Annotated in this window: 20 protein-coding genes and 1 riboswitch; of the genes, 10 read left to right on the forward strand and 10 right to left on the reverse strand. The window is 71.6% G+C overall.

Features of this window, described 5'->3' with window-relative positions:
- Window positions 1–39 precede the first annotated feature (39 nt).
- The gene (locus ACZYRU_RS07190) at window positions 40–1,470 is read right to left on the reverse strand and encodes an aminopeptidase P family protein (RefSeq protein ID WP_488956399.1); all 1,431 of its coding nucleotides are present in this window, start codon (window positions 1,468–1,470) and stop codon (window positions 40–42) included.
- Window positions 1,471–1,704: 234 nt separating this feature from the next.
- Between ACZYRU_RS07190 and ACZYRU_RS07195 the strand changes: the two genes are divergently transcribed.
- The 7 genes from ACZYRU_RS07195 (at window position 1,705) to crcB (ending at window position 9,434) form a co-directional block, all read left to right on the forward strand.
- A complete protein-coding gene (locus tag ACZYRU_RS07195) occupies window positions 1,705–2,826 on the forward strand; it encodes a PrsW family intramembrane metalloprotease (RefSeq protein ID WP_488956400.1) in 1,122 nt (373 codons plus the stop codon).
- A complete protein-coding gene (locus ACZYRU_RS07200; RefSeq protein ID WP_488956401.1) occupies window positions 2,823–4,562 on the forward strand; it encodes a GTPase in 1,740 nt (579 codons plus the stop codon). Before ACZYRU_RS07195 ends, ACZYRU_RS07200 begins: the two co-directional genes overlap by 4 nt.
- A complete protein-coding gene (locus tag ACZYRU_RS07205) occupies window positions 4,559–6,157 on the forward strand; it encodes a GTPase (RefSeq protein WP_488956402.1) in 1,599 nt (532 codons plus the stop codon). Before ACZYRU_RS07200 ends, ACZYRU_RS07205 begins: the two co-directional genes overlap by 4 nt.
- Window positions 6,158–6,336: 179 nt before the next feature.
- Complete coding sequence (locus ACZYRU_RS07210) at window positions 6,337–6,747, forward strand: single-stranded DNA-binding protein (RefSeq protein WP_488956403.1); 411 nt, start codon at window positions 6,337–6,339, stop codon at window positions 6,745–6,747.
- A gap of 9 nt (window positions 6,748–6,756) precedes the next feature.
- Entirely contained in the window at window positions 6,757–8,442 is a 1,686-nt protein-coding gene (gene ettA / locus ACZYRU_RS07215) for an energy-dependent translational throttle protein EttA (RefSeq protein ID WP_488956404.1), read from the forward strand.
- Between the two features lie 42 nt (window positions 8,443–8,484).
- A riboswitch (Fluoride riboswitch) is annotated at window positions 8,485–8,549 on the forward strand.
- 40 nt (window positions 8,550–8,589) lie between these two features.
- Window positions 8,590–9,078 carry a fluoride efflux transporter FluC gene (locus ACZYRU_RS07220; protein WP_488956405.1) on the forward strand — a complete coding sequence of 163 codons (489 nt, stop codon included), beginning with the start codon at window positions 8,590–8,592 and terminating at the stop codon, window positions 9,076–9,078.
- Window positions 9,075–9,434 (forward strand): fluoride efflux transporter CrcB, encoded by a 360-nt coding sequence (gene crcB / locus ACZYRU_RS07225; protein ID WP_488956406.1) that lies wholly within the window; start codon window positions 9,075–9,077, stop codon window positions 9,432–9,434. The genes ACZYRU_RS07220 and crcB overlap by 4 nt, the downstream gene beginning before the upstream one ends.
- A gap of 12 nt (window positions 9,435–9,446) precedes the next feature.
- Here the strand turns inward: crcB and ACZYRU_RS07230 are convergent, their stop codons facing one another.
- From ACZYRU_RS07230 to ACZYRU_RS07240, 3 genes are all read right to left on the reverse strand, one after another.
- Window positions 9,447–9,971, reverse strand: coding sequence for a MarR family winged helix-turn-helix transcriptional regulator (locus ACZYRU_RS07230; RefSeq protein WP_488956407.1), 525 nt, complete (start codon window positions 9,969–9,971; stop codon window positions 9,447–9,449).
- A gap of 4 nt (window positions 9,972–9,975) precedes the next feature.
- Window positions 9,976–10,545 (reverse strand): GNAT family N-acetyltransferase, encoded by a 570-nt coding sequence (locus ACZYRU_RS07235; protein WP_488956408.1) that lies wholly within the window; start codon window positions 10,543–10,545, stop codon window positions 9,976–9,978.
- Window positions 10,546–10,757: 212 nt separating this feature from the next.
- Window positions 10,758–11,972 (reverse strand): acetyl-CoA C-acetyltransferase, encoded by a 1,215-nt coding sequence (locus ACZYRU_RS07240; protein WP_488956409.1) that lies wholly within the window; start codon window positions 11,970–11,972, stop codon window positions 10,758–10,760.
- Between the two features lie 141 nt (window positions 11,973–12,113).
- Between ACZYRU_RS07240 and ACZYRU_RS07245 the strand changes: the two genes are divergently transcribed.
- A complete protein-coding gene (locus ACZYRU_RS07245; RefSeq protein ID WP_488956410.1) occupies window positions 12,114–13,025 on the forward strand; it encodes an acyl-CoA thioesterase in 912 nt (303 codons plus the stop codon).
- Here the strand turns inward: ACZYRU_RS07245 and ACZYRU_RS07250 are convergent.
- From ACZYRU_RS07250 to ACZYRU_RS07270, 5 genes are all read right to left on the reverse strand, one after another.
- Window positions 13,009–13,785, reverse strand: coding sequence for an enoyl-CoA hydratase/isomerase family protein (locus tag ACZYRU_RS07250; RefSeq protein WP_488956411.1), 777 nt, complete (start codon window positions 13,783–13,785; stop codon window positions 13,009–13,011). The two genes, ACZYRU_RS07245 and ACZYRU_RS07250, sit on opposite strands and share 17 nt — an antisense overlap.
- A 34-nt stretch (window positions 13,786–13,819) precedes the next feature.
- A complete protein-coding gene (locus ACZYRU_RS07255; protein ID WP_488956412.1) occupies window positions 13,820–14,368 on the reverse strand; it encodes an RNA polymerase sigma factor in 549 nt (182 codons plus the stop codon).
- Between the two features lie 90 nt (window positions 14,369–14,458).
- On the reverse strand, window positions 14,459–15,136 hold the full coding sequence (locus tag ACZYRU_RS07260; protein WP_488956413.1) for a hypothetical protein: 678 nt from the start codon (window positions 15,134–15,136) through the stop codon (window positions 14,459–14,461).
- Between the two features lie 94 nt (window positions 15,137–15,230).
- A complete protein-coding gene (locus ACZYRU_RS07265) occupies window positions 15,231–15,623 on the reverse strand; it encodes a globin (RefSeq protein WP_488956414.1) in 393 nt (130 codons plus the stop codon).
- Window positions 15,624–15,631: 8 nt separating this feature from the next.
- Complete coding sequence (locus tag ACZYRU_RS07270) at window positions 15,632–16,645, reverse strand: mechanosensitive ion channel family protein (RefSeq protein WP_488956415.1); 1,014 nt, start codon at window positions 16,643–16,645, stop codon at window positions 15,632–15,634.
- Window positions 16,646–16,728: 83 nt separating this feature from the next.
- On the opposite strand from ACZYRU_RS07270, the gene ACZYRU_RS07275 reads away from it, so the two are divergent.
- Together ACZYRU_RS07275 and ACZYRU_RS07280 are read left to right on the forward strand one after the other, a co-directional pair.
- Window positions 16,729–17,109 (forward strand): hypothetical protein, encoded by a 381-nt coding sequence (locus ACZYRU_RS07275; protein WP_488956416.1) that lies wholly within the window; start codon window positions 16,729–16,731, stop codon window positions 17,107–17,109.
- Between the two features lie 9 nt (window positions 17,110–17,118).
- Window positions 17,119–17,478, forward strand: a complete 360-nt coding sequence (locus ACZYRU_RS07280; RefSeq protein ID WP_488956417.1) for a DUF5130 family protein — start codon at window positions 17,119–17,121, stop codon at window positions 17,476–17,478.
- 63 nt (window positions 17,479–17,541) lie between these two features.
- On the opposite strand, the gene pepN is transcribed toward ACZYRU_RS07280, so the two are convergent.
- Entirely contained in the window at window positions 17,542–20,112 is a 2,571-nt protein-coding gene (gene pepN, locus ACZYRU_RS07285; RefSeq protein ID WP_488956418.1) for an aminopeptidase N, read from the reverse strand.
- Window positions 20,113–20,213: the final 101 nt, after the last annotated feature.

The following is a 20,213-nucleotide window of genomic DNA, read 5'->3' on the forward strand; positions in this document are numbered from 1 at the left end:
CGTTGCTGGGGACTGAAACGTAGCGTGACCGTGATCACATCACCCGCGCAGGGTGGCCATCCACTCCTCGATGGCGTCCGGGGTGCGGGGCAGGGCCGCCGAGAGGTTCTCGACGCCGTCGGCGGTGACCACGACGTCGTCCTCGATCCGGATGCCGATCCCGCGCAGCTCCTCGGGGACGAGCAGGTCGTCGGCCTGGAAGTAGAGGCCGGGCTCGACGGTGAGCACCATGCCCTCGACCAGCTCCGCCTCGCGGTACGCCTCGGGCGCGGCGTGGCCGCAGTCGTGGACGTCCATGCCGAGCATGTGGCTGACACCGTGCAGCGTCCAGCGGGCGTAGACCCGCGAGTCGGGGGAGAGCGCCTCGTCGACGGAGACCGGGAGCAGGCCGAGGTCGTCGAGTCCATGGGCGAGCACGGCCATGGCGGCGTCGTGGCCGGCGAGGAAGCGCTCACCGGGGCGCAGTGCGGCGAGCGCGGCCTCCTGCGAGCGCAGCACCAGCGAGTAGAGGTCGCGCTGCAGCGGGGAGAAGGTGCCGTTGACTGGCAGCGTGCGGGTGACGTCGGCGGTGTAGAGGTTCGCTCCCTCGACGCCCATGTCGAGCAGGATCAGCTCACCGGGTACGACGGTGCCCGAGTTCTCGATCCAGTGCAGGGTCGTGGCGTGGGAGCCGTTGGCGACGATCGAGTCGTAGCCGAGGTCGTTGCCCATCGTGCGCGCGCGGCGGAAGAAGGTGCCCTCGAGCCAGCGCTCGCCATGCTCGATGACGCGGTCCCACTCGCGCACGCAGTCCTCGAATCCCAGGGTGGTCGCGTCGACCGCGGCCTGCAGCTCGGCGACCTCCCAGGCGTCCTTGACCAGGCGCATCTCGGAGGCGACCCGGGCCAGCTCGGCGTCGCGGCCCTCGTCGCCGGCGACCAGGCCGTCGACCTGGGCCGAGATCCCGCGGTGCACACGGGTCTTGGCACCCTGCGCGAGATCGGCCTCGAGCTGGTCGATGTGCTTCACGGTCAGTCCGAGCGCGGCCTCCAGCTCGCCTGCCGAGGGGCGCTTCCCGGCCCACAGCGCGCCGTACTGTCGGTCGCGGAAGAACTCGTCGCTGTCGCGTCCCGAGCGCGGCCGGGCGTAGAGCACCGACGAACCGTCGGGCTCGACGACCAGCACGGCGTCGGAGGTGTGGTTGCCCGAGTAGTAGGAGTGCGCGGTGTCGGCGCGGAACCGGTAGTCCGTGTCGTAGGCCCGCACCTTGTAGCCGCCGCCGGGCAGCACGAGGCGCTCGCCGGGGAAGGCCTCGGCCAGGCGCGACCGGCGCGCGGCGGCGAGATCGGCGACCGGGTGACGGGCGACGTCGTCGTCACGCTCGTCCCAGCCGGTCCTCATGAAGGCGGCGTACGCCTCCGGGACGGCCGGGTCGTGCTGCTCGGTCTTGGGGGCGTTCTGAGGGGTGTCGTTGGGGGTGTCCGCACTCACACGTCCCAATCTAGACGCTACCCGGCGAGACGGCGCCTGCTGCGCGCCGCGATACGCGCGCGCTGGCTGCGTTGCCGTCGCTCGATGGGCGGCAGAGCACGTCGTCGCTCCGCCGCCTTGCCATCACACGCGTCTCGCGGCGCTCGCGACGACGCCGCCCCACCGGGTAACGTCACACTCGCTCACCTCACCGGCGATCGGGGGCGCAGGGACCGCTCCGGATAGGGTTCCCCCATGCCCGCAGTCCGCCGCAACAGCCTTGCCTTCACGGTCGTCGTGACCGTGGCGGTGACGCTCGGCGCACTGCTCACGCTTCTCATCCTCGCGCTCTCCGGAGCGCCGGGGATCACGTTGCTCGCCACTGCGCTCGCCGCGCTGCCAGTCGGGCCGGTGCTGGCGGCATACCTCTGGCTCGACCGCTACGAGCCCGAGCCGCGTGCGTTGCTCGTCGCCGGCCTCGCCTGGGGCGCCTTCGTGGCGACCATGGCGGCGATCGTCGTCCAGGGCCTCGGCGGCCTGTTCGTCGGCTTCACCGACACCTCCTCGCTCGCGATCGTCGCGCCGGTGACCGAGGAGGCCAGCAAGGGCCTGTTCCTCGTGCTGCTGCTGTGGTGGCGCCGGGCGGAGGTCGACGGGATCCTCGACGGCATCGTGTACGCCGGCATGGTCGGTGTCGGCTTCGCCTTCACCGAGAACATCCTCTACCTCGCCTCGGCCTGGAACGGCACCGACGGGATGGGGCCCGGCGGCATCGAGGCCGTCACCGGCACCTTCGTGGTGCGCTGCATCTTCAGCCCGTTCGCGCACCCGCTCTTCACGGCGTTCACCGGCGTCGGCATCGGCCTCGCCGTGTCGTCGCGTCGCCCGGCGGTGCGCTGGCTGGCCCCGATCGGCGGCTACCTGCTCGCCGTGCTCGCCCACGCCACCTGGAACGGCTCGACCGTCTTCGGCTTCGGCAGCTTCGCGGTCGTGTACGTCGTCATCATGACCCCCGCGTTCATCGGCATGATCGGGCTGGCGTGGTGGGCCCGGGAGACCGAGGCGCACGTGCTGCGCGTCGCCCTCGGCGACGCCGCCCAGCGCGGCCTGCTGCCGGCCACCGACATCGGCTGGGTCGTCGACCTGCGGGCCCGCCGCGAGGCCCGCCGCTTCGCCCGCCGGGCCGGCGGACCCGACGCCGAGCGGGCGATGCGCGACTACCAGCAGGCCGCCATCGAGCTCGGCTTCCTGCACCACCGGCTGCTGCGCGGCACCGCCCCGGCCGACTGGCAGGTGCGCGGACAGGACTTCCTCGGTCGGATCCAGGCGGCCCGACCGCGGATCGCATTTCCCGGACAGGTGGTACCCCAGCGATGACCCTCGGCGCCGATCTCAACGAGACCTTCCTCGGGAGCAGGATGCTCACCGAGGTGGTCCGGCTGCACGGATCCCTCCTCAGCGCACCGCTGCCGCTCGACCTGCCCGGCGTCGACGCGCTGCGCGTGGGCCGCGAGCACATCATCGAGCAGCTCGAGGACTACATCATCCCGCGGCTCACCGAGATCGACGCGCCGCTGCTCGTCGTCGTCGGCGGCTCGACCGGTGCCGGCAAGTCCACCCTCGTCAACACCCTCGTCGGCAACCGGGTCACCATCCCCGGCCTGCTGCGGCCCACCACCCGTTCGCCCGTCCTGGTCCACCACCCCGAGGACGGCCGCTGGTTCGGAGCCGACCGGCTGCTGCCCGAGCTGGCCCGGGTCAGCCAGCCGACCAACGACCAGTTCGCGATCCAGCTGGTGCCCAGCACCGCCGTGCCGCGCGGTCTGGCGATCCTCGACGCCCCCGACGTCGACTCGGTCGACGAGCGCAACCGCGAGCTGGCCTCCCAGCTGCTCGCCGCCGCCGACCTGTGGCTCTTCGTCACCTCCGCGGCCCGCTACTCCGACCAGGTCCCGTGGGACCACCTCAAGAACGCCGTCGAGCGCAACACCGCCGTCGCCCTCGTCCTGAGCCGTACGCCGGCCGACGACGTCGCGACCGTCTCGGTCCACCTCGCCCGGATGATGGCCGCACGCGGCCTCAAGGACAGCCCGCTGTTCGCCGTACCGCAGGGCGAGGTGAGCGAGGAGGGGCTGCTGCCGGCGTCGTACGGCACCGAGATCAACGGCTGGCTCGCGGCCCTCGCCTCCGACGCCGCCGCCAAGCGTGACGTCGTCAACCAGACGGTCGCCGGCGCGGTGCGCACGGTGACCCGCAAGGCGTTCCCGATCGCTGACGCCGTCGCGCTCCAGGTCGACGCGGTGGGCGAGCTGCTCACCCTCGCCGACAAGGTGTACGACGACACCCAGACCGCACTGCTCTCCGACGCCGGCGACGGCACGCTGCTGCGCGGCGACCTGCTGGCCCGCTGGCAGGAGTTCGTCGGCAGCGGCGAGCTGACCCGCACCCTCGAGGCCAAGGTCGGCTTCGTGCGCGAGCGGCTGGTCAACGCGATCAAGGGCAAGCCGCAGCAGGCCGAGCGGGTCGGGGTCGCGATCGAGATGGGCCTCGAGGCCCTCGTCGCCGATCACGCCGAGCGGGCCGCAGCGACCGCGGCCGCCGCGTGGCGCGAGCGGTCCTACGGCGAGGCGCTGCTGAAGTCGACGACCGACGACCTCGCCCGGGCCGGACGCGGCCTGCGTTCGCAGGCCGAGCAGGAGATCCGGGCCTGGCACGACGAGCTCCAGGAGCTGGTCAAGCACGAGGCCGGCGACGCGCGGCACAGCGCCCGCTTCCTCGCCCTCGGCGCCCGCGGCCTCGCGGTGACCCTCGGCGTCGTGGCCCTCGCCGGTCCCGGCTCCCACGGTGCCGCGGCCGAGTCGGTCCGGCTCGGCCGGACCCTGCTGGAGAGCACGATCGGCGAGGCGGGTGCGGCCCGCGTGGTCGACCAGGCCCGCGGCACGCTGGTCCGCCGGCTCACGACGCTGATGGGCGCCGAGCGTGCCCGTTACCTCGCGCCGGCCGCGCAGTGGGAGCTCAAGCCCGACGCGCCGGACCAGCTCCGCCAGGCGGCGCGACGAGTGGACGACCTGCGGTTCGCCGCGGCCAAGAAGGGGACGGGTGGACACCTGTGACGGCACCGCTGACTGAAGGCACCGACGACCTGGTCCCGGGCGACCTCGCGACCCGGGGCACGCCGATCGCGGCACGCGTCGACGGTCTCGGCGCCGCGGTCGAGGCCGCGCGCGGCCGGGTGGCCGACGTCCTCCTCGACGACGTCGCCGCCGCCGTTGCCAAGTCCACCAGCCGGCTGCGCCTCTCGGCGCGCCACACGGTCGTCGCCATCGCCGGTGCCACCGGCTCGGGCAAGTCGTCGACCTACAACGCGCTGACCGGCCTGGAGCTGTCCTCGGTCGGCATCCGTCGCCCGACGACCTCGTGGGCGACCGCCGTGGTCTGGGGCAGCCAGGGTGCCGGCGAGCTGCTCGACTGGCTCGGGATCCCGCCGCGCCACCAGACGATGCGCGACTCGATGCTCGACACCCCCTCGGAGTCCGAGCTCGACGGCGTGGTCCTCCTCGACCTGCCCGACCACGACTCCACCGAGGTCGCCCACCACCTCGAGGTCGACCGGCTGATCGCCGTCGCCGACCTGATGGTCTGGATCCTCGACCCGCAGAAGTACGCCGACGCGGCCGTGCACGACCGCTACTTCAAGCCGATGGGCACGCACCAGGACGTCATGCTCGTCGCGCTCAACCACATCGACACGGTGCCGGTCGAGCGCCGCCAGGCGATGGTCGACGACGTCAAGCGGCTGCTCGCCGAGGACGGCCTCCCCAACGTCCAGGTGCTGCCGATCTCGGCCCGCGAGGGCATCGGCATGGCCGAGCTGCGTGCCGAGATCCTGCGCCGGGTCCACGACAAGCGCAGCACCACCCTGCGCGTCGAGGCCGACATCGCGGCCGCCGCAGGTCGCCTCGAGCAGGCCGGCGGTACGACGCCGGTCCGCGAGCTGCCCGCCCGCCGGGTCGAGGAGGTCGAGGACCGGGTCGCTGACGCGGCCGGCGTCTCCGCTGTCGTCGAGGGCATCGAGCGCACCGTGGGGGAGCGGGCACGGGGCGCGGCCACCTGGCCGCCTCTCGCGCTGCTCCGCCGCGGCGACGACGAGATCCCGCGCGGTGAGCCCGCGGTCGCGCCGCTCGACCGGGCGGCCGTCGACACCACGATCCGCGCCCTGGCCGACGAGGCCTCCGAGGGCGTCGGCCCGGCCTGGTCGCCGCGACTGCGCGACGCGATCGGGTCCCAGCTGGCCGCCACCGGCGACCGGCTCGAGAAGGGCCTGCAGGCCGTCGACCTCGGTGGCCGGCTGCCTGTGTGGGTGACCCTGGTCCGGCTGCTCCACTGGCTGCTCCTGCTCGCCGCCGTGGGTGGGTTCGTCTGGTGGGGCGTCGCCGCCGTCCAGGGCAGCACCGGTGATCTCAGCCAGGTCGCGGGCCTCCCGCTCCCGGCAGCGCTCGGCATCGGCGGTCTCGTGCTCGGCCTGCTGCTCTCGCTGATCGGCCGGGCGCTGGTCCGCGGGCTGGCGCGGCAGCGTGCCGACCAGGCCGACGAGCGACTGCGGGGCGTCGTGCACCAGGTGCTCGAGAGCGACGTGGTGCAGCCGCTGCGCTCCGAGCTGGCGTCCTACACCGCCTTCCGGCGGGGCGTGGAGACCGCGCGCGGCTGACCCCAGCCGTCCCGGTCGTCCCGGCAGCTCCTCGTGGGGACGTCGGTCGTCCGCAGGGGTGGTTCTCCACCGGCGCCGTCCACAGCACGCCGGCGCTCCGGTGCCGGTCGTCGTACCGATGGCGTGGACTCGTCGTCGACCGGTCGCTCCCGCGGCCGGCACCGACGAAGGGAGATCCGATGAACCAGACGATGGTCACCGTGCAGGGCTGGATCGGCAGCACGCCGATGCTCAAGGAGGTCGCCGGCGTGCCCGTGCTGAGCTTCCGACTGGGCTGCACGCCGAGCCACTTCAACCGCACCACGGGGAGCTGGGTCGACAGCGAGACCCAGTGGTACGGCGTGAGCGCCTGGCGCCGTCTCGCCAGCAACGCGGAGCCATCGCTGCGCCAGGGCGACCCGGTGGTCGTGCACGGTCGGCTCGACCACCGGACCTACGTCAACAAGAACGGTCTGGAGGTCGTCGCCCTCGAGATCGACGCCGTCACCATCGGTCACGACCTCACCCGGGGCACGTCGAGCTTCGTCAAGGTGGCGGCCTCCGGTGCGGCCAGCGACCCCGGCCGCGACGGTGAGGTCGCCGCTGCGTAGATTTGGGCCGTGGCTGACTACGTCCTCTCTCTTCGCAACGTTCGCAAGGCCCACGGCGACAAGGTGGTCCTCGACAACGTCACGCTGTCGTTCCTGCACGGCGCGAAGATCGGCGTCGTCGGCCCCAACGGCATGGGCAAGTCCTCGCTGCTCAAGCTGATGGCCGGGCTCGACGTGCCCAACAACGGCGACATCGTCCGTGACCCCGACGCGACGGTCGGCATGCTCCAGCAGGAGCCGCCGCTGACCGAGGGCAAGACGGTGCTCGAGAACGTCGAGGAGGCGGTCGCCGACACCAAGGCGAAGATGAAGCGCCTCGAGGACGCCTACATGGAGATGGGCGACCCCGACGCCGACCAGGACGCCCTCATGGCCGAGACCGGCGAGCTGCAGACCGAGCTCGACAACATGAACGCCTGGGACCTCGACAGCCGCCTCGAGCAGGCGATGGACGCGCTGCGCTGCCCGCCGTCCGACGCACTGGTCGACAACCTGTCCGGTGGTGAGCGCCGTCGGGTCGCGCTGTGCAAGCTGCTGCTCCAGCAGCCCGACCTGCTGCTCCTCGACGAGCCCACCAACCACCTCGACGCCGAGTCGGTCCAGTGGCTCGAGGGCCACCTCAAGAGCTACCCGGGCGCTGTCCTGGCCGTCACCCACGACCGCTACTTCCTCGACAACGTCGCCCAGTGGATCGCCGAGGTCGACCGCGGCTCGATCCACGGCTACGAGGGCAACTACTCGACGTACCTCGAGACCAAGAAGGAGCGCCTCAAGGTCGAGGGCGCCAAGGACGCCAAGCGCGCCAAGATGCTGGAGAAGGAGCTGGAGTGGGTCCGCTCCAACGCCAAGGCGCGGCAGACCAAGTCCAAGTCGCGCCTGGCTCGCTACGAGGAGCTGGCCGCCGAGGCCGACAAGGCCCGCAAGATCGACGCCGCCGACATCAACATCCCGCCGGGCCCGCGGCTCGGTGACGTCGTCCTCGAGGCCGAGCACCTCACCAAGGGCTTCGAGGCCGAGCGTCCCCTGTGGAACGACATCTCCTTCACCCTGCCGCGCGCCGGCATCGTCGGCGTCGTCGGCCCCAACGGCGTCGGCAAGACCACGCTGTTCCGGATGATCACCGGCAGCGAGGAGCCCGACTCCGGCAAGCTCACCGTCGGCCAGACCGTGAAGATCTCGTACGTCGACCAGAGCCGCGGCGGCATCGACCCCAACAAGAACGTCTGGGAGGTCGTCTCCGACGGCCTGGACTTCATCAAGGTCGCCAACTTCGAGATGAACAGCCGCGCCTACGTCGCGTCGTTCGGCTTCAAGGGCCCGGACCAGCAGAAGAAGGCCGGCGTGCTCTCCGGTGGTGAGCGCAACCGCCTCAACCTGGCGCTCACCCTCAAGCAGGGCGGCAACATGCTGCTCCTCGACGAGCCGACCAACGACCTCGACGTCGAGACCCTGTCCTCGCTCGAGGACGCGCTGCTCGACTTCCCGGGCTGTGCCGTGGTCACCTCCCACGACCGCTGGTTCCTCGACCGGATCGCCACCCACATCCTCGCCTGGGAGGGCACCGAGGAGAACGAGGGCGAGTGGTTCTGGTTCGAGGGCAACTTCGCCTCCTACGAGGACAACAAGATCGAGCGCCTCGGCCTCGAGGCGGCCCGCCCGCACCGCGTCACGCACCGCCGCCTCACCCGCGACTGATCGACCAGCAGGGGGCGGCTTCCGGCCGCCCCCTGCTAGGTTGACCCCGATGGCGATGGGGCTCGCCGACAACCGCAGCACCTGCTGCTGACAGTCCCTACCTCTCCGACCGTGCCCTGCCCGGGGCCCGACGAAGGTAGGTCACCCGTGACGCACCACCACGAGCCCGTCGATCCCGATGTCGATCTCGGCTCTGCCGACCAGCGCGCCGAGCTGGCCGCCCATCACGCGACGCTCGCGGCGATCGCCCTGGGCGGCGTGCTCGGGGCGGCGGCACGGCACGGGCTCGAGCTGGCCTGGCCGACGTCCGCGAGCGGCTTCCCCTGGGCGACCTTCGTGACCAACGCAGTCGGCTCCCTGCTGCTGGGGGCGCTGATGGTCGTGGTGCAGGAGACCCGCGCGGCCCACCCGCTGCTCCGCCCGTTCGCCGGGGTGGGCGTCCTCGGCGGGTTCACCACGTTCTCGACGTACGCCGTGCAGGTCCGGGACCTGCTGGCCGGCGCGGACCCGCATCCCGGGCTGGCATTGGCCTACCTGTTCGGCAGCATCGCCACGGCCCTCGTGGCGGTCATCGTCGGGCTGGGCCTCGCCCGGCTGGCGGTGCGCTCGTCGGCCGGCGAGGAGGTGCGGTCGTGACGGCATGGGTGCTGGTGTGCGTGGGCGCGGCGGTCGGGGCACCGGCGCGGTACCTGCTCGACCGGTTCGTGCAGTCGCGCCACACGGCGCTGACCCCGTGGGGGACGCTGACGATCAACCTGTCGGGGGCGTTCCTGCTCGGCGGTCTGTACGGCGCTGCGACCGACGCCGACCTGCTGCTCCTGCTCGGCACCGGGTTCTGCGGCGCGTTCACGACGTTCAGCACCTTCGCCTTCGAGACGGTGCGGCTGGTAGAGAACCGGGCCGTCGGGGCCGCGCTCGGGAACCTCGCCGTCACGCTTCTCGGCGGCGTGGGTGCGGCCTTCGTCGGCTTTGCGCTGACGGCCTCCTGGTGAGGGTGCCCCGGGTCAGTGCCGGAGCTCGCGCTCCGGGTGGGCGCAGATCAGTTGGTCGCAGACGGCGTTCATGACCCGGCCCAGCGCCTGGAGGTCCTCGGCGTCGACCAGGTCGACCAGTGAGCGGCGCACGGTCTCGACGTGGTCGGGCGCGGCCGTGCGCAGCATGTCGAGGCCGCTGTCGGTGAGCCGGCAGTCGACGCCGCGGCCGTCCTCGGGGGACTCCTCGCGGACGACGAGGCCGGCGTTCTCCATCCGCTTGACGGTGTGGGTCACCCGGCTGCGGCTGTGGGCGAGGGCGGCGGCCAACTGGGCCATCCGCAGCGTGCCGCCGGCCTCGGAGAGGCGGACCAGGATCTCGTACTCGACCGCGGAGAGCCCGTGCTCACGCCGCAGGTCCTCGTCGAGGCGGTCGAGGAGCAGGGTGGTGCCGAGCAGGAACGAGCGCCAGGTCCGCTGCTGGTCCTGGTCGAGCCAGCGAGGCTCGTGGCCGGTCGGCGCTGGCGTCGCGTCCTCGTCCGTCACCGTGTCGCTCACCGCGTCAGTCTAGGTCCCGTCGCATCAGTACCCGCGGGTGTCCACTGAGCACCGACGAGGTGTCGGCGGCGTGGTGGAAACCGGCGGCCTCGAAGTTGGCCCGCAGCCCGGCGTACGCCATCGTCAGGTCGACCTTCGCACCGCCGTTGTCGAGCGGGTACGCCTCGACCGCGGGTGCACCCTGCTCCCGCGCGAAGGCGACGGCGCCCTCGATGAGGTCGTGGGAGATGCCACGGCCGCGGTGCCCCGGCCGCACCCGGATGCACCACAACGACCACACGGGCAGGTCGTCGACGTGGGGGATCTTGCGGTTGCGGGCGAAGGTCGTGGCGGAGCGGGGCGCGACCGCGGCCCAGCCGACGGGGGTGTCGCCGTCGTAGGCGAGCACGCCGAGCGGCCCCTCCTCGAGCAGCCGGGCGACGTACTCGCCGCGCTCCTGCCCGCGCATCGCGTTGTTGATCGTCGACGGGATCCGGTAGCTCAGGCACCAGCACACGCTCGCGTCGGGTCGCTTCGGCCCCACGAGCGCCCTGACGTCCTCGAAGACGGTGGCGGGCCGCACGTCGATGCTCATGCGACCGGACCCTACGACTCCCCGCCGACGCCGACCCGGCAGAAACTGGCTCGTGAATCCCGCCGACCCGGCAGAAACTGGCTCAAAAAAGACGCCGACCCGGCAGAAAGTGACCGCAGGACGGGTCATTTTCTGCCGGGTCGGCGCCGATCCCGGGTCATTTTCTGCCGGGTCGGCGCGAATCCCGGGCCAGTTTCTGCCGGGTCGGTGGATCAGCTGAGGCGCTCGAGGATCATCGCCATGCCCTGGCCGCCACCGACGCACATGGTGATCAGGCCGGTGGACTTGTCGTGCCACTGCAGCGAGTTGATCAGCGTGTTCTGCAGGCGGGCGCCGGTCATGCCGAAGGGGTGGCCGACGGCGATGGCGCCACCGTTGACGTTGAGCTTCTCGATCGGGATGCCGAGGTCCTCGGCGGACGGCAGCACCTGGGCGGCGAAGGCCTCGTTGATCTCGGCGAGGTCGATGTCGTCGATGGTCATGTTCGCGTTGCGCAGGGCGGTGCGGGTCGCCTCGACGGGGCCGAGGCCCATGATCTCGGGGGAGAGTCCGGAGACGCCGGTCGACACGATCCGGGCGAGCGGGGTCAGGCCCAGCTCGGCGGCCTTGGTGTCGGACATGATCACGACCGCGGCGGCACCGTCGTTGAGCGCGCAGCAGTTGCCGGCCGTGACGACGCCGTCGGGGCGGAAGACCGGCTTGAGCTCGGAGAGCGCCTCGTAGGTGACGCCGGCACGCGGGCCGTCGTCGGTGCTGACGACGGTGCCGTCGGCGAGGGTCACCGGGGTGATCTCGCGCTGCCAGAAGCCGTCGGCGATGGCCTTCTCGGCGAGGTTCTGCGAGCGGGCGCCGAAGTGGTCGAGGTCCTCTCGCTTGAGGCCGCGGATGCTCGCGACGTTCTCGGCGGTCTGGCCCATCGCGATGTAGATGTCGGGCAGCAGGCCGTCCTCGCGCGGGTCGTGCCACACCTGGCCGCCCTCGGCGTACTTCTCCGTGCGCTGCTGCGCGTCGGCGAAGAGCGGGTTCTTGGTGTTCGGGATGTGGTCGGAGGTGCCGAACTGGAAGCGCGACACGGTCTCGACGCCGGCGGAGATGAACACGTCGCCCTCGCCGGCCTTGATCGCGTGGAAGGCCATCCGCGAGGTCTGCACCGACGAGGAGCAGTAGCGGGTGATGGTGGCGCCGGGGATCTCGGTGCCCATGAGGGTGGTGACGATCCGGGCCATGTTGTTGCCGGCCTCGCCGCCGGGCAGACCGACGCCGAGGTAGAAGTCGTCGACGTCCTTCGGGTCGAGAGCGGGGATCTTGTCGAGCGCCGCCTGCGCGATGAACGCGGTCAGGTCGTCGGGACGGAAGTCCTTGAGCGAGCCCTTGTTGGCACGCCCGATTGGCGTACGGGCGGCGGAAACGATCACGGCCTCGGGCATGGAGACTCCTCGGTGCAGGTGAGAGGCAGAACGCGCACAGCGTAGTGGCCAGGAACTGCAACCTGTTCCGGTCGTGGCGGACGCCACAACGCCGTCCCTGCATGCGGAGCCCCGCCCCACGCGGGCGCCCGGTCTGGAAGCATGACGGGGGTGCGGCACCGCTACGACTGCCCCCTGCGCTGGGGTGACATCGACCAGCTGAACCACGTCAACAACGTCAAGTACGTCGACTACCTCCAGGAGGCGCGCGGCGCGCTGCTGCACGCCTGCCGGGCCGCCGCCGGCGTCGAGCACCACCACAACGACGCCTATGTCGTACGACGACACGAGGTCACCTTCCGGGCACCGCTGCGGTTCCGGTTCCAGTCGGTCTCGATCGAGTCGTGGGTCAGCGAGATCCGCACCGCGAGCTTCACCCTGGACCACGAGATCTTCGAGGAGCAGCCCGACGGGAGCCGCACCGTCTACCTGCGTGCCCGCACCGTGCTCGCGCCGTTCGTGCTCGCGACCGGGCAGCCGCGACGCCTCGACGACCAGGAGCGCAACGCCCTGGCGCCGTACGCCGAGCTCAGCGACGTCCGCTCGCGACCGGTGCTCGTCGACGTGCCCCGCGACCGCGCCGCGCACCACGCGGTCCAGGTCCGCTTCTCCGACCTCGACATCTACCGCCACGTCAACAACGTGAAGTACTTCGAGTTCTTCCAGGAGTCCCGCATCGCCTCCCTCGGACGGCTGCGGCAGGGGCTCAAGGAGTTCCCGCGGATCGCCAGCGTGATCGCGCAGGCCGACGTCGAGTACGTCGCCCCGATCGTGCTGCGGCCGCAGTCCTACGACTGCTGGTCGGTCGTCTCCCACGTCGGCACCAAGTCGATGGTGCTCGAGTCGGAGATCACCGACGGCACCGGTGGCTCGGGGGAGGGCGCGGTGCTGGCCCGGTCGAAGGTCGTGCTGGTCTTCTTCGACACCGAGACCCAGCGCTCGGTCACGCCGGTCGACGGCTTCCGCGAGGCGATGATCGGCGTGCTCGGGGAGATGGTCACGGCAGCTGGGTGAAGTCCGGCTCGCGCCCCTCGGCGAAGGCGGCCAGGGCCTCGAGGTTGGCCGGGCCGCCCATCAGCTCGGCGAAGGCGGCGTTCTCGCGGTCGCGGGCCGCCCGGATCGCGTCGCGGTGCGGCTCGGTCATGGTCCGCTTGACGGCGACCAGCGACGAGATCGGCTTCGTCGCGAGCACCTCGGCGTGCCGGCGGGCGGTGGCGAGCAGCTCCTCGGGCGCGCACACCTCCTTGACCAGGCCCATCTCGCGCGCGTCGGCGGCGCTGATCCACTCCGAGGACAGCAGCGCCCACGCGGCGTTCTGGCGGCCGACCAGCGCCGGGAAGAGGTACGACGACGCTGCCTCGGGCGCGACGCCGAGCGAGGTGAAGGGGCACTTGAGCCGGGCCCCGTCGGCGATGAAGCCCAGGTCCGCGAACCCGAGGATCGTCGCGCCGATGCCGAGCCCCAGCCCGTTGACCGCGACGACGAGCGGCTTGGGGAACTCGACCAGTGCGTCGACGAGGCCGATGAACCCGTGCTTGCCGCGGGGGAAGTCGGGGTTCGTGGCGATCTGGTGCATCTCGAGCAGGTCGGTGCCGGCGCTGAACGCGCGCCCGGACCCGGTCAGCAGCACCACGGCGACCGTGGGATCCTGCGCCGCGTCGAGGAGCGCGTCGGCCGTGGCGTCGTACAGCTCCTCATTGAAGGCGTTGAGCGCCTCGGGGCGGTCGAGGGTGAGGGTGCGGACCCGGCGGTCGTCGGCCACGAGCAGCGTCATGCGACCAGAATAGAACCTGTTCTACTCCGGCGGGCTACTCCGGCGACAGGTGGGCGCGCAGCCGCTTGAGGCCGCGGTGCCGGGCCACCCGCACGGCCACGGCCGTCATGCCGAGCGCGGCGGCGGTCGCGCTCACGTCGAGGTCGAGGACCTCGGTGCAAGCGATGACGTCGCGCTCGCGGGGCGGCAGGGCGGACAGCGCCTGGCGCACCCAGTCGTCCGCGAGGATGCCGGTCTCGGGGCCCGCGACGGTCCGCTCGGCGTCGGCGGCCAGGGTGTCGAAGCCCTTGGCCCGGGTCGCCGTACGTCGTCCGGCGTTGGCCTTGTGCTTGCGGGCGATGCCGAACAGCCAGCCGCCGAAGTCCGAGCCGCTGCCGTGGAAGTCGGCGATCTTCTCGGCCGCGACCAGCCAGGTGGCGGCGGCGATGTCGTCGGGCGCCTCGCCGCCGGGGGAGGAGCGGGCCTCCAGCCACAGCAACAGCCGACCGGCGTGGTCGCGATAGAGCTCGCGCCACGCTGCGGCGTCACCGCTCTTCGCGGCAGTGACGAGCTCGTCGTCGGCCCGCACCGGACGTGTCCCCACCCCTGTTGTTGTGGCGCGGTCCGGACCTTGCCCCGGACCGCGCGTCCCATTGTCCCGCCTGCGAGCCTGAAGCGGGACATTTCCTCGCGGTCAGTGCGTCGGTCGTTGCTGGTGGTCCTGCCGGTTGCCGTCGCCGGTCACGCCGGCCGGGTCGTCCAGGAGGGTGCCGAGGACGTCGTCGAGTGGGCTCTGGGGCGAGGCGCCCTCCCCCGGGGCCCGGTCGTGGCCCTTGGCCTTTCCCTGGGCCTTGTCCTTCTTGTGCCCTTTGGCCTTGCCCTTGCCCTTGGACGCCTTGTCCTTGTGCTTGTCCTTCGCGTGGCCCTTGGCCTGGCCGTCAGCACCCTGGTTGCCGCGGCCCTTCCCCTCGTCGGCACTGCCGGGATCGACGGCATGCTCGGATGAGGGGGACGTGGAGCTGCCCGGCAGCCCCGGGGACAGGGGGCTGCCGGGCGTGGTGGTTACGTCGGAGTGTGGGGTTCCGACGTCTCCGGGACTCGGTGTGCCGGACGGTCCGATCCGGGTCGGGCTGTCGGCGGGGGTGTGTGGGACACCTCCGACGGTGGGAACGCCCGCTGCCCAGGTGGCGGTCGCGATGACGGCTATGGAGCCGGTCGCGAGCACCAGACGGAATCCGGCCGACCGAGTCGATCGGGGGAGAGCTGCCTGCGACGTCGCACTCAGGTGGGCGAGCATGCCGAGGAACGCCGGGTCGGGCTCGAGCGTCGGTACGTCGACGCGGAGCCGCTCGGTGGTGCGTTCGGGGGACATGGCCTGCTCTGCTGGTGGGGGTCGAGGCGAGACTGCTCTCACCGGGAACATGTCGCCGCCCGGGCCCGGTGTTACATCGGGTTCGAAAAGAATTTCAGCCGGGTGTGTTCACCATGAACGTGGCCGCGTGCGTGACGTACTCCCAGAACCTGGCGTCCTGGTCGGGCGTGAGGTCGACGCTGTCCAGTCCGGCACGGAAGTGGCCGAGCCAGCGGTCCCGCGCCTCGACGTTCACCGCGAACGGCGCGTGCCGCATCCGCAGCCGCGGGTGGCCACGGTTCTCGGAGTACGTCGTCGGGCCGCCCCAGTACTGGACGAGGAAGAGCAGGAAGCGCTCCTCGGCGGGCCCGAGGTCCGCCTCCGGGTACATCGGGCGCAGCACCTCGTCGGCGGCCACGCCCTCGTAGAACGTCGCGACGATCCGGCGGAAGGTCTCGAACCCGCCGATCTCGTCGTAGAAGCTCGTCTCGTCGCTCCCCGTGGTCACGTCGTCCATCATCCCTCGTCGGCCGCGGCGCCCTGCGCCGAGGCCTCGTCCTTGTGCGGGCGGCGGTCCTCGCGCTGCCAGACGACCCGCTGGGCGTAGGGGACCTCGATGCCCTCGTGGTCGAAGCGGGCCTTGATCCGCTGGCGCAGCGCGCGGGCCACGCCCCACTGCTCCAGCGGCGCGGTCTTGACCATCACCCGGATCGTGACCGAGTCGGGCTCCATCAGCTCGACGCCGGTGACCTCGGGCTCCTCGATCACGACGTGGCTGTACTCGTCGTCCTCCCACAGGTCGTGAGCGACCTCGCGCAGGATCCGCTGCACCCGGGCGAGGTCCTCGTCGTACCCGACCCGGACGTCGACGACGGCACGCGACCAGTTCTGGCTCTTGTTGCCGACCCGCAGGATCTCCCCGTTGGGGACGTACCAGACCGTGCCCTCGATGTCGCGCAGTCGCGTCATCCGCAGGGTCACCGCCTCGACCGTGCCGCTGGCGTCGCCCACGTCAACGACGTCGCCGACGCCGTACTGGTCCTCGATGAAGATGAAGATGCCGGCGAGGAAGTCCTTCACCAGCGACTGGGCGCCGAAGCCGAGTGCGATGCCGAGGATGCCGGCGCTGGCGATGATCGGCGCGATGTCGACGCCGACCTCGCTGAGGACCATGGTGCCGACGATCGCCACGACGACGAACGTGATGATGCTCTGCAGGACGCCGGCCATGGTCGCCGCCCGCTGCTTGCGCCGGGCGGTGATCGCGCTCTCGACCCGCTCGGGCAGCACACCGCGCTCGGCCCGCCGGGCGATCCGGGCGACGACCCGGTGCAGCAGCCAGCGCGCCACCACGCCGAACAGGACCAGGCCGATGATCGCGAGCGGCTTGCCGATGATGATGTCGGACCACTCGGACAGGCGGCGGTTCCCGGTCACGTCCCAGGTCAGGTCGCAGACCGTCTCGCCGTCGGCACACGGGCTCGTCGGTGCAGCGAGGGCCAGGGCGAGGGACAGGGGGAGGGCTGGCATCCGCCCAGTGTCCCAAAGCGACCTGACGGTCGGTGCGGACACCACTAGGGCACGCGGGAGCCGGAGCCGATAGCATGCGGCTCGTGACCAGCACTGCCGTACGCCGCCTGCTCGCCGTGTGCTCCCTCGTCGGGGTGAGCGCCCTGCTCGTCGTCGCCGGAGCGGGCTCCGCGTCGGCCGACACCCCGGAGCCGCGCGTCGGCAACGGTGCCGCCAGCTGGCAGGCCAAGCCCGACATCGACGTGCTCCACGCCTGGCTCTACCTCGGCGGCGTCCCGCTGCTGGTCTTCGTGGTGATCACCCTGCTGTTCGTCGCCCCGGCCCTGGCCCGCGGCGAGGACCTCAGCCTCGACGCCCTCGAGCCGGAGAACCAGTGGCTCGGCGGCCCCCGCAAGGCGGCCGGTGAGCTCGCCGCTCCCGACTCCGACGACTCGAAGGCCGGCGGCGCCGGCGGCAGCTGGTAGTCCGCGGCCATGAGCACCACCGCACTGACGGCGTCCCAGCGCGCCGCCCTCGACGTCACGATCCGCAACGCCGAGCAGCTGTGCCGCGCCGAGATCTCGGTCTTCGTCGGCGCCGCGAGCGGCGAGCCGCGTGACTTCGCCACCAGCCTGCACAACACCCTCGTGCTGCCCTCGCGCAGCATCCTGATCATGGTCGACCCGGACCGTCGCGTCGTCGAGGTCGTCACGGGTGGTCACGCCCGTGAGCGGTTCACCGACGAGGAGTCGGCACAGGTGGTCGCCGCGATGACCGGCGCGTTCGGGGCCGGCGACCTGGCCCGCGGCCTGACCCGCGGCATCGAGCTGCTCGGCGAGCTCGCCAAGGACTGATCCGCCCCACGACGCAGAACGGCCCGGCACCCCGAAGGGTGCCGGGCCGTTGCGCTTGCGGCGTCAGCCCCGCGCGTCGCAGGCCTGGGCGGCGATCGCTCGGGCGACGTCGGCGCGGCCCTCGCGGACGTACCGGATCGCACCCGGGTTGACCGCGTCGGCGTTCGCGGCGAGCCATGCGTCGACGGTGTCGAGCGTGGCCTGCGTGGAGATCAGGCGCGGGAAGATGTGCTCCAGCGCGACCGAGGCCTTGTGGCTGCCGAGCCGGTCCCAGGCGCCGGCGACCTCGGCGAGGTAGCGCTCGACGTACGGCGCCAGCACGGCCTCCTGGCCGGCCTGCCAGAACGCGAGCACGACGCTGCGCTGGGTCTCGTTGGGGACCGACGGGTCGAGCAGGGCCTGGGTCCAGGCCCGCTCCTTGGCCTCGGCGGTGCCCTGGGCGGCGCGGGCGGCAGCGGACTTCTCCTGGCCGGAGATCGTGTTGTCCTGCGCCAGCTCGGTGTCGATGCGGGCGTCGTCGGCCCGGCCGACGCGGGCCAGCGCGGTGAGCAGCGCCCAGCGCAGGTCCTGGTCGACGGCGAGACCGTCGAAGGTGAGCGAGCCGTCGAGGATCGCCTCGACGTCGGCGATCGCGCCCTCGCTGCTGGCCGCCGCCGCGTAGCCGCGCGCGAAGGTCAGCTGGTGGTCGGTGCCGGGCTCGGCCGCGGCGAGCAGGCCGCGCAGGCCCTGCTCCCAGCGCGCCGCGAGCTCGGTACGACGCGCCGGGTCGCTGTAGAGGGCGACCGCCTGGGCGGCGTACACGGGGATCCGGCTGACGCCCCAGGCGTCGGTCTCCTGACCGATGTTGCCGAGGACGAGCTCGACGAAGTCGGTCGCGGACAGCTCGGCGTCGCGGGTCATGTCCCAGGCGGCGCTCCAGATCAGCGCCCGGGCCAGCGAGTCGTCGAGGTCGGACAGGCGGGCGATCGCGGTGGCCTGCGAGCGCTCGTCGAGGCGGATCTTGGCGAACGCCAGGTCCTGGTCGTTGAGCAGCAGCAGCTCGGGCTGGGCCTTGCCGACCAGCTCGGCCAGCTCGGTGCGGGCGCCGTCGACGTCGACCTCGACGTAGTCGGTGCGGACCAGGCGGCCCTCGGCGGTGTTGTAGAAGCCGATGCCGACCCGGTGGCGCCGCAGCGTCGGGTGGTCGGCCGGCGCGCCCTGCAGGATCGCGAAGGACGCGTAGGTGCCGTCGGCGGCCAGCTCGAAGGTGGGCGACAGGGTGTTGGTGCCGGCGGTCTGCAGCCACTCCTGGGCCCAGCCGGTCAGCTCGCGGCCGGACGCCTTCTCGAGCGCGGTCAGCAGGTCGGAGAACTCGGTGTTGCCGAACGCGTGGTCGTGGAAGTACTGCTTGAGCCCGGCCAGGAACGGGTCGAGGCCGACCCAGGCGACGAGCTGCTTGAGCACCGACGCGCCCTTGGCGTAGGTGATCATGTCGAAGTTGACCTCGACGGCGTGCAGGTCGACGTTGTCGGCCGCGATCGGGTGCGTCGACGGGAGCGAGTCGGCGCGGTAGCCGGTCTGCTTGCGGGCGTTGGTGAAGCCGGTCCAGGCGTCGTCGTACGACGTCGCGAGGGCCTCCGCGTGGTAGCAGGCCCACTCGGCGAACGACTCGTTGAGCCAGAGGTCGTCCCACCACTTCATGGTCACGAGGTCGCCGAACCACATGTGGGCCATCTCGTGCAGGATCACCGAGGCACGGAACTCGTAGAACGAGCGCGGCTGGCGCGAGCGGGGGAGGTACTCGTCGCGCAGGGTCACGCAGCCTGCGTTCTCCATCGCGCCCATGTTGTACTCCGGCACGTAGAGCTGGTCGTACTTGCCGAACGGGTACGGGTAGCCGAAGGCCTCCTCGAAGAACGCGAAGCCCTGCTTGGTGAGGGTGACGATCTCATCGCGGTCGCGCTCGAGGTACTCCTTGAGCGACTGGCGGCAGTAGTGGCCGAGCGGGATGGTGCCGTGGGCGCCCTCGTAGACGTCCTGCACCTCGTAGTAGTCGCCGGCGACGATCGCGGTGATGTACGTCGACATCGGCTTGGTCGCGGGGAAGTTCCAGATCGCGACACCGTCGGAGACCGGGGTGGGCTCAGGCGTCGCGGCGTTCGAGACGACCTTCCAGTGCGCGGGAGCGGTCACGTTGAAGGTGAACGGCGCCTTGAGGTCGGGCTGCTCGAAGGTCGTGTAGACGCGGCGGGCGTCGGGGACCTCGAACTGCGAGTAGAGGTAGACCTTGCCGTCGGCCGGGTCCACGAAGTGGTGGAGGCCCTCGCCGGTGTGGGAGTAGGTGCAGTCGGCCTTGACGACGAGCACGTTCTCGGCCTGCAGGTCGGGCAGCGCGATCCGGCTGTCGACGTATGCCGTGGCGGGGTCGAGCGGAGCGCCGTTGAGGGTGATCTCGTGGATCGTCGCGTCGACGAGGTCGGCGAAGGTGGCCGAGCCGGGCTGGCGACAGGTGAAGGTCAGCGTGGTGGTGGACCCGAAGGTCTCCACGCCCTCCTGCGTCGCGCCGGAGATGTCGAGGTCGATCACGTAGGACGTCACGTCGACGAGGGCGGCGCGGGTAGCCGCCTCGTCGCGGGTGAGGTTGGTGCCGGGCATGGCAGCCATCCTTGCATCCGGGCGAAGTTGTCGGACAATCGCAGCAAGGGGCGCGAACTACAAAGGTGTAATTCGCTTCCGTCAACGCGACACGCCGGTGA

Source organism: Nocardioides sp. F233 (assembly GCF_057813895.1).

What these genes read in the sequence shown, in the direction of transcription:
- ACZYRU_RS07200 (WP_488956401.1), top strand. Translation starts at nt 2,823, where the DNA reads ATGACCCTCGGCGCCGATCTCAACGAGACCTTCCTCGGGAGCAGGATG.
- ACZYRU_RS07280 (WP_488956417.1), top strand. Translation starts at nt 17,119, where the DNA reads ATGAGCACCACCGCACTGACGGCGTCCCAGCGCGCCGCCCTCGACGTC.
- ACZYRU_RS07250 (WP_488956411.1), bottom strand. Translation starts at nt 13,785, where the DNA reads ATGACGCTGCTCGTGGCCGACGACCGCCGGGTCCGCACCCTCACCCTC.
- ACZYRU_RS07245 (WP_488956410.1), top strand. Translation starts at nt 12,114, where the DNA reads ATGACGGGGGTGCGGCACCGCTACGACTGCCCCCTGCGCTGGGGTGAC.
- ACZYRU_RS07270 (WP_488956415.1), bottom strand. Translation starts at nt 16,645, where the DNA reads ATGCCAGCCCTCCCCCTGTCCCTCGCCCTGGCCCTCGCTGCACCGACG.
- ACZYRU_RS07210 (WP_488956403.1), top strand. Translation starts at nt 6,337, where the DNA reads ATGAACCAGACGATGGTCACCGTGCAGGGCTGGATCGGCAGCACGCCG.
- ACZYRU_RS07260 (WP_488956413.1), bottom strand. Translation starts at nt 15,136, where the DNA reads ATGTCCCCCGAACGCACCACCGAGCGGCTCCGCGTCGACGTACCGACG.
- ACZYRU_RS07240 (WP_488956409.1), bottom strand. Translation starts at nt 11,972, where the DNA reads ATGCCCGAGGCCGTGATCGTTTCCGCCGCCCGTACGCCAATCGGGCGT.
- ACZYRU_RS07195 (WP_488956400.1), top strand. Translation starts at nt 1,705, where the DNA reads ATGCCCGCAGTCCGCCGCAACAGCCTTGCCTTCACGGTCGTCGTGACC.
- ACZYRU_RS07235 (WP_488956408.1), bottom strand. Translation starts at nt 10,545, where the DNA reads ATGAGCATCGACGTGCGGCCCGCCACCGTCTTCGAGGACGTCAGGGCG.
- pepN (WP_488956418.1), bottom strand. Translation starts at nt 20,112, where the DNA reads ATGCCCGGCACCAACCTCACCCGCGACGAGGCGGCTACCCGCGCCGCC.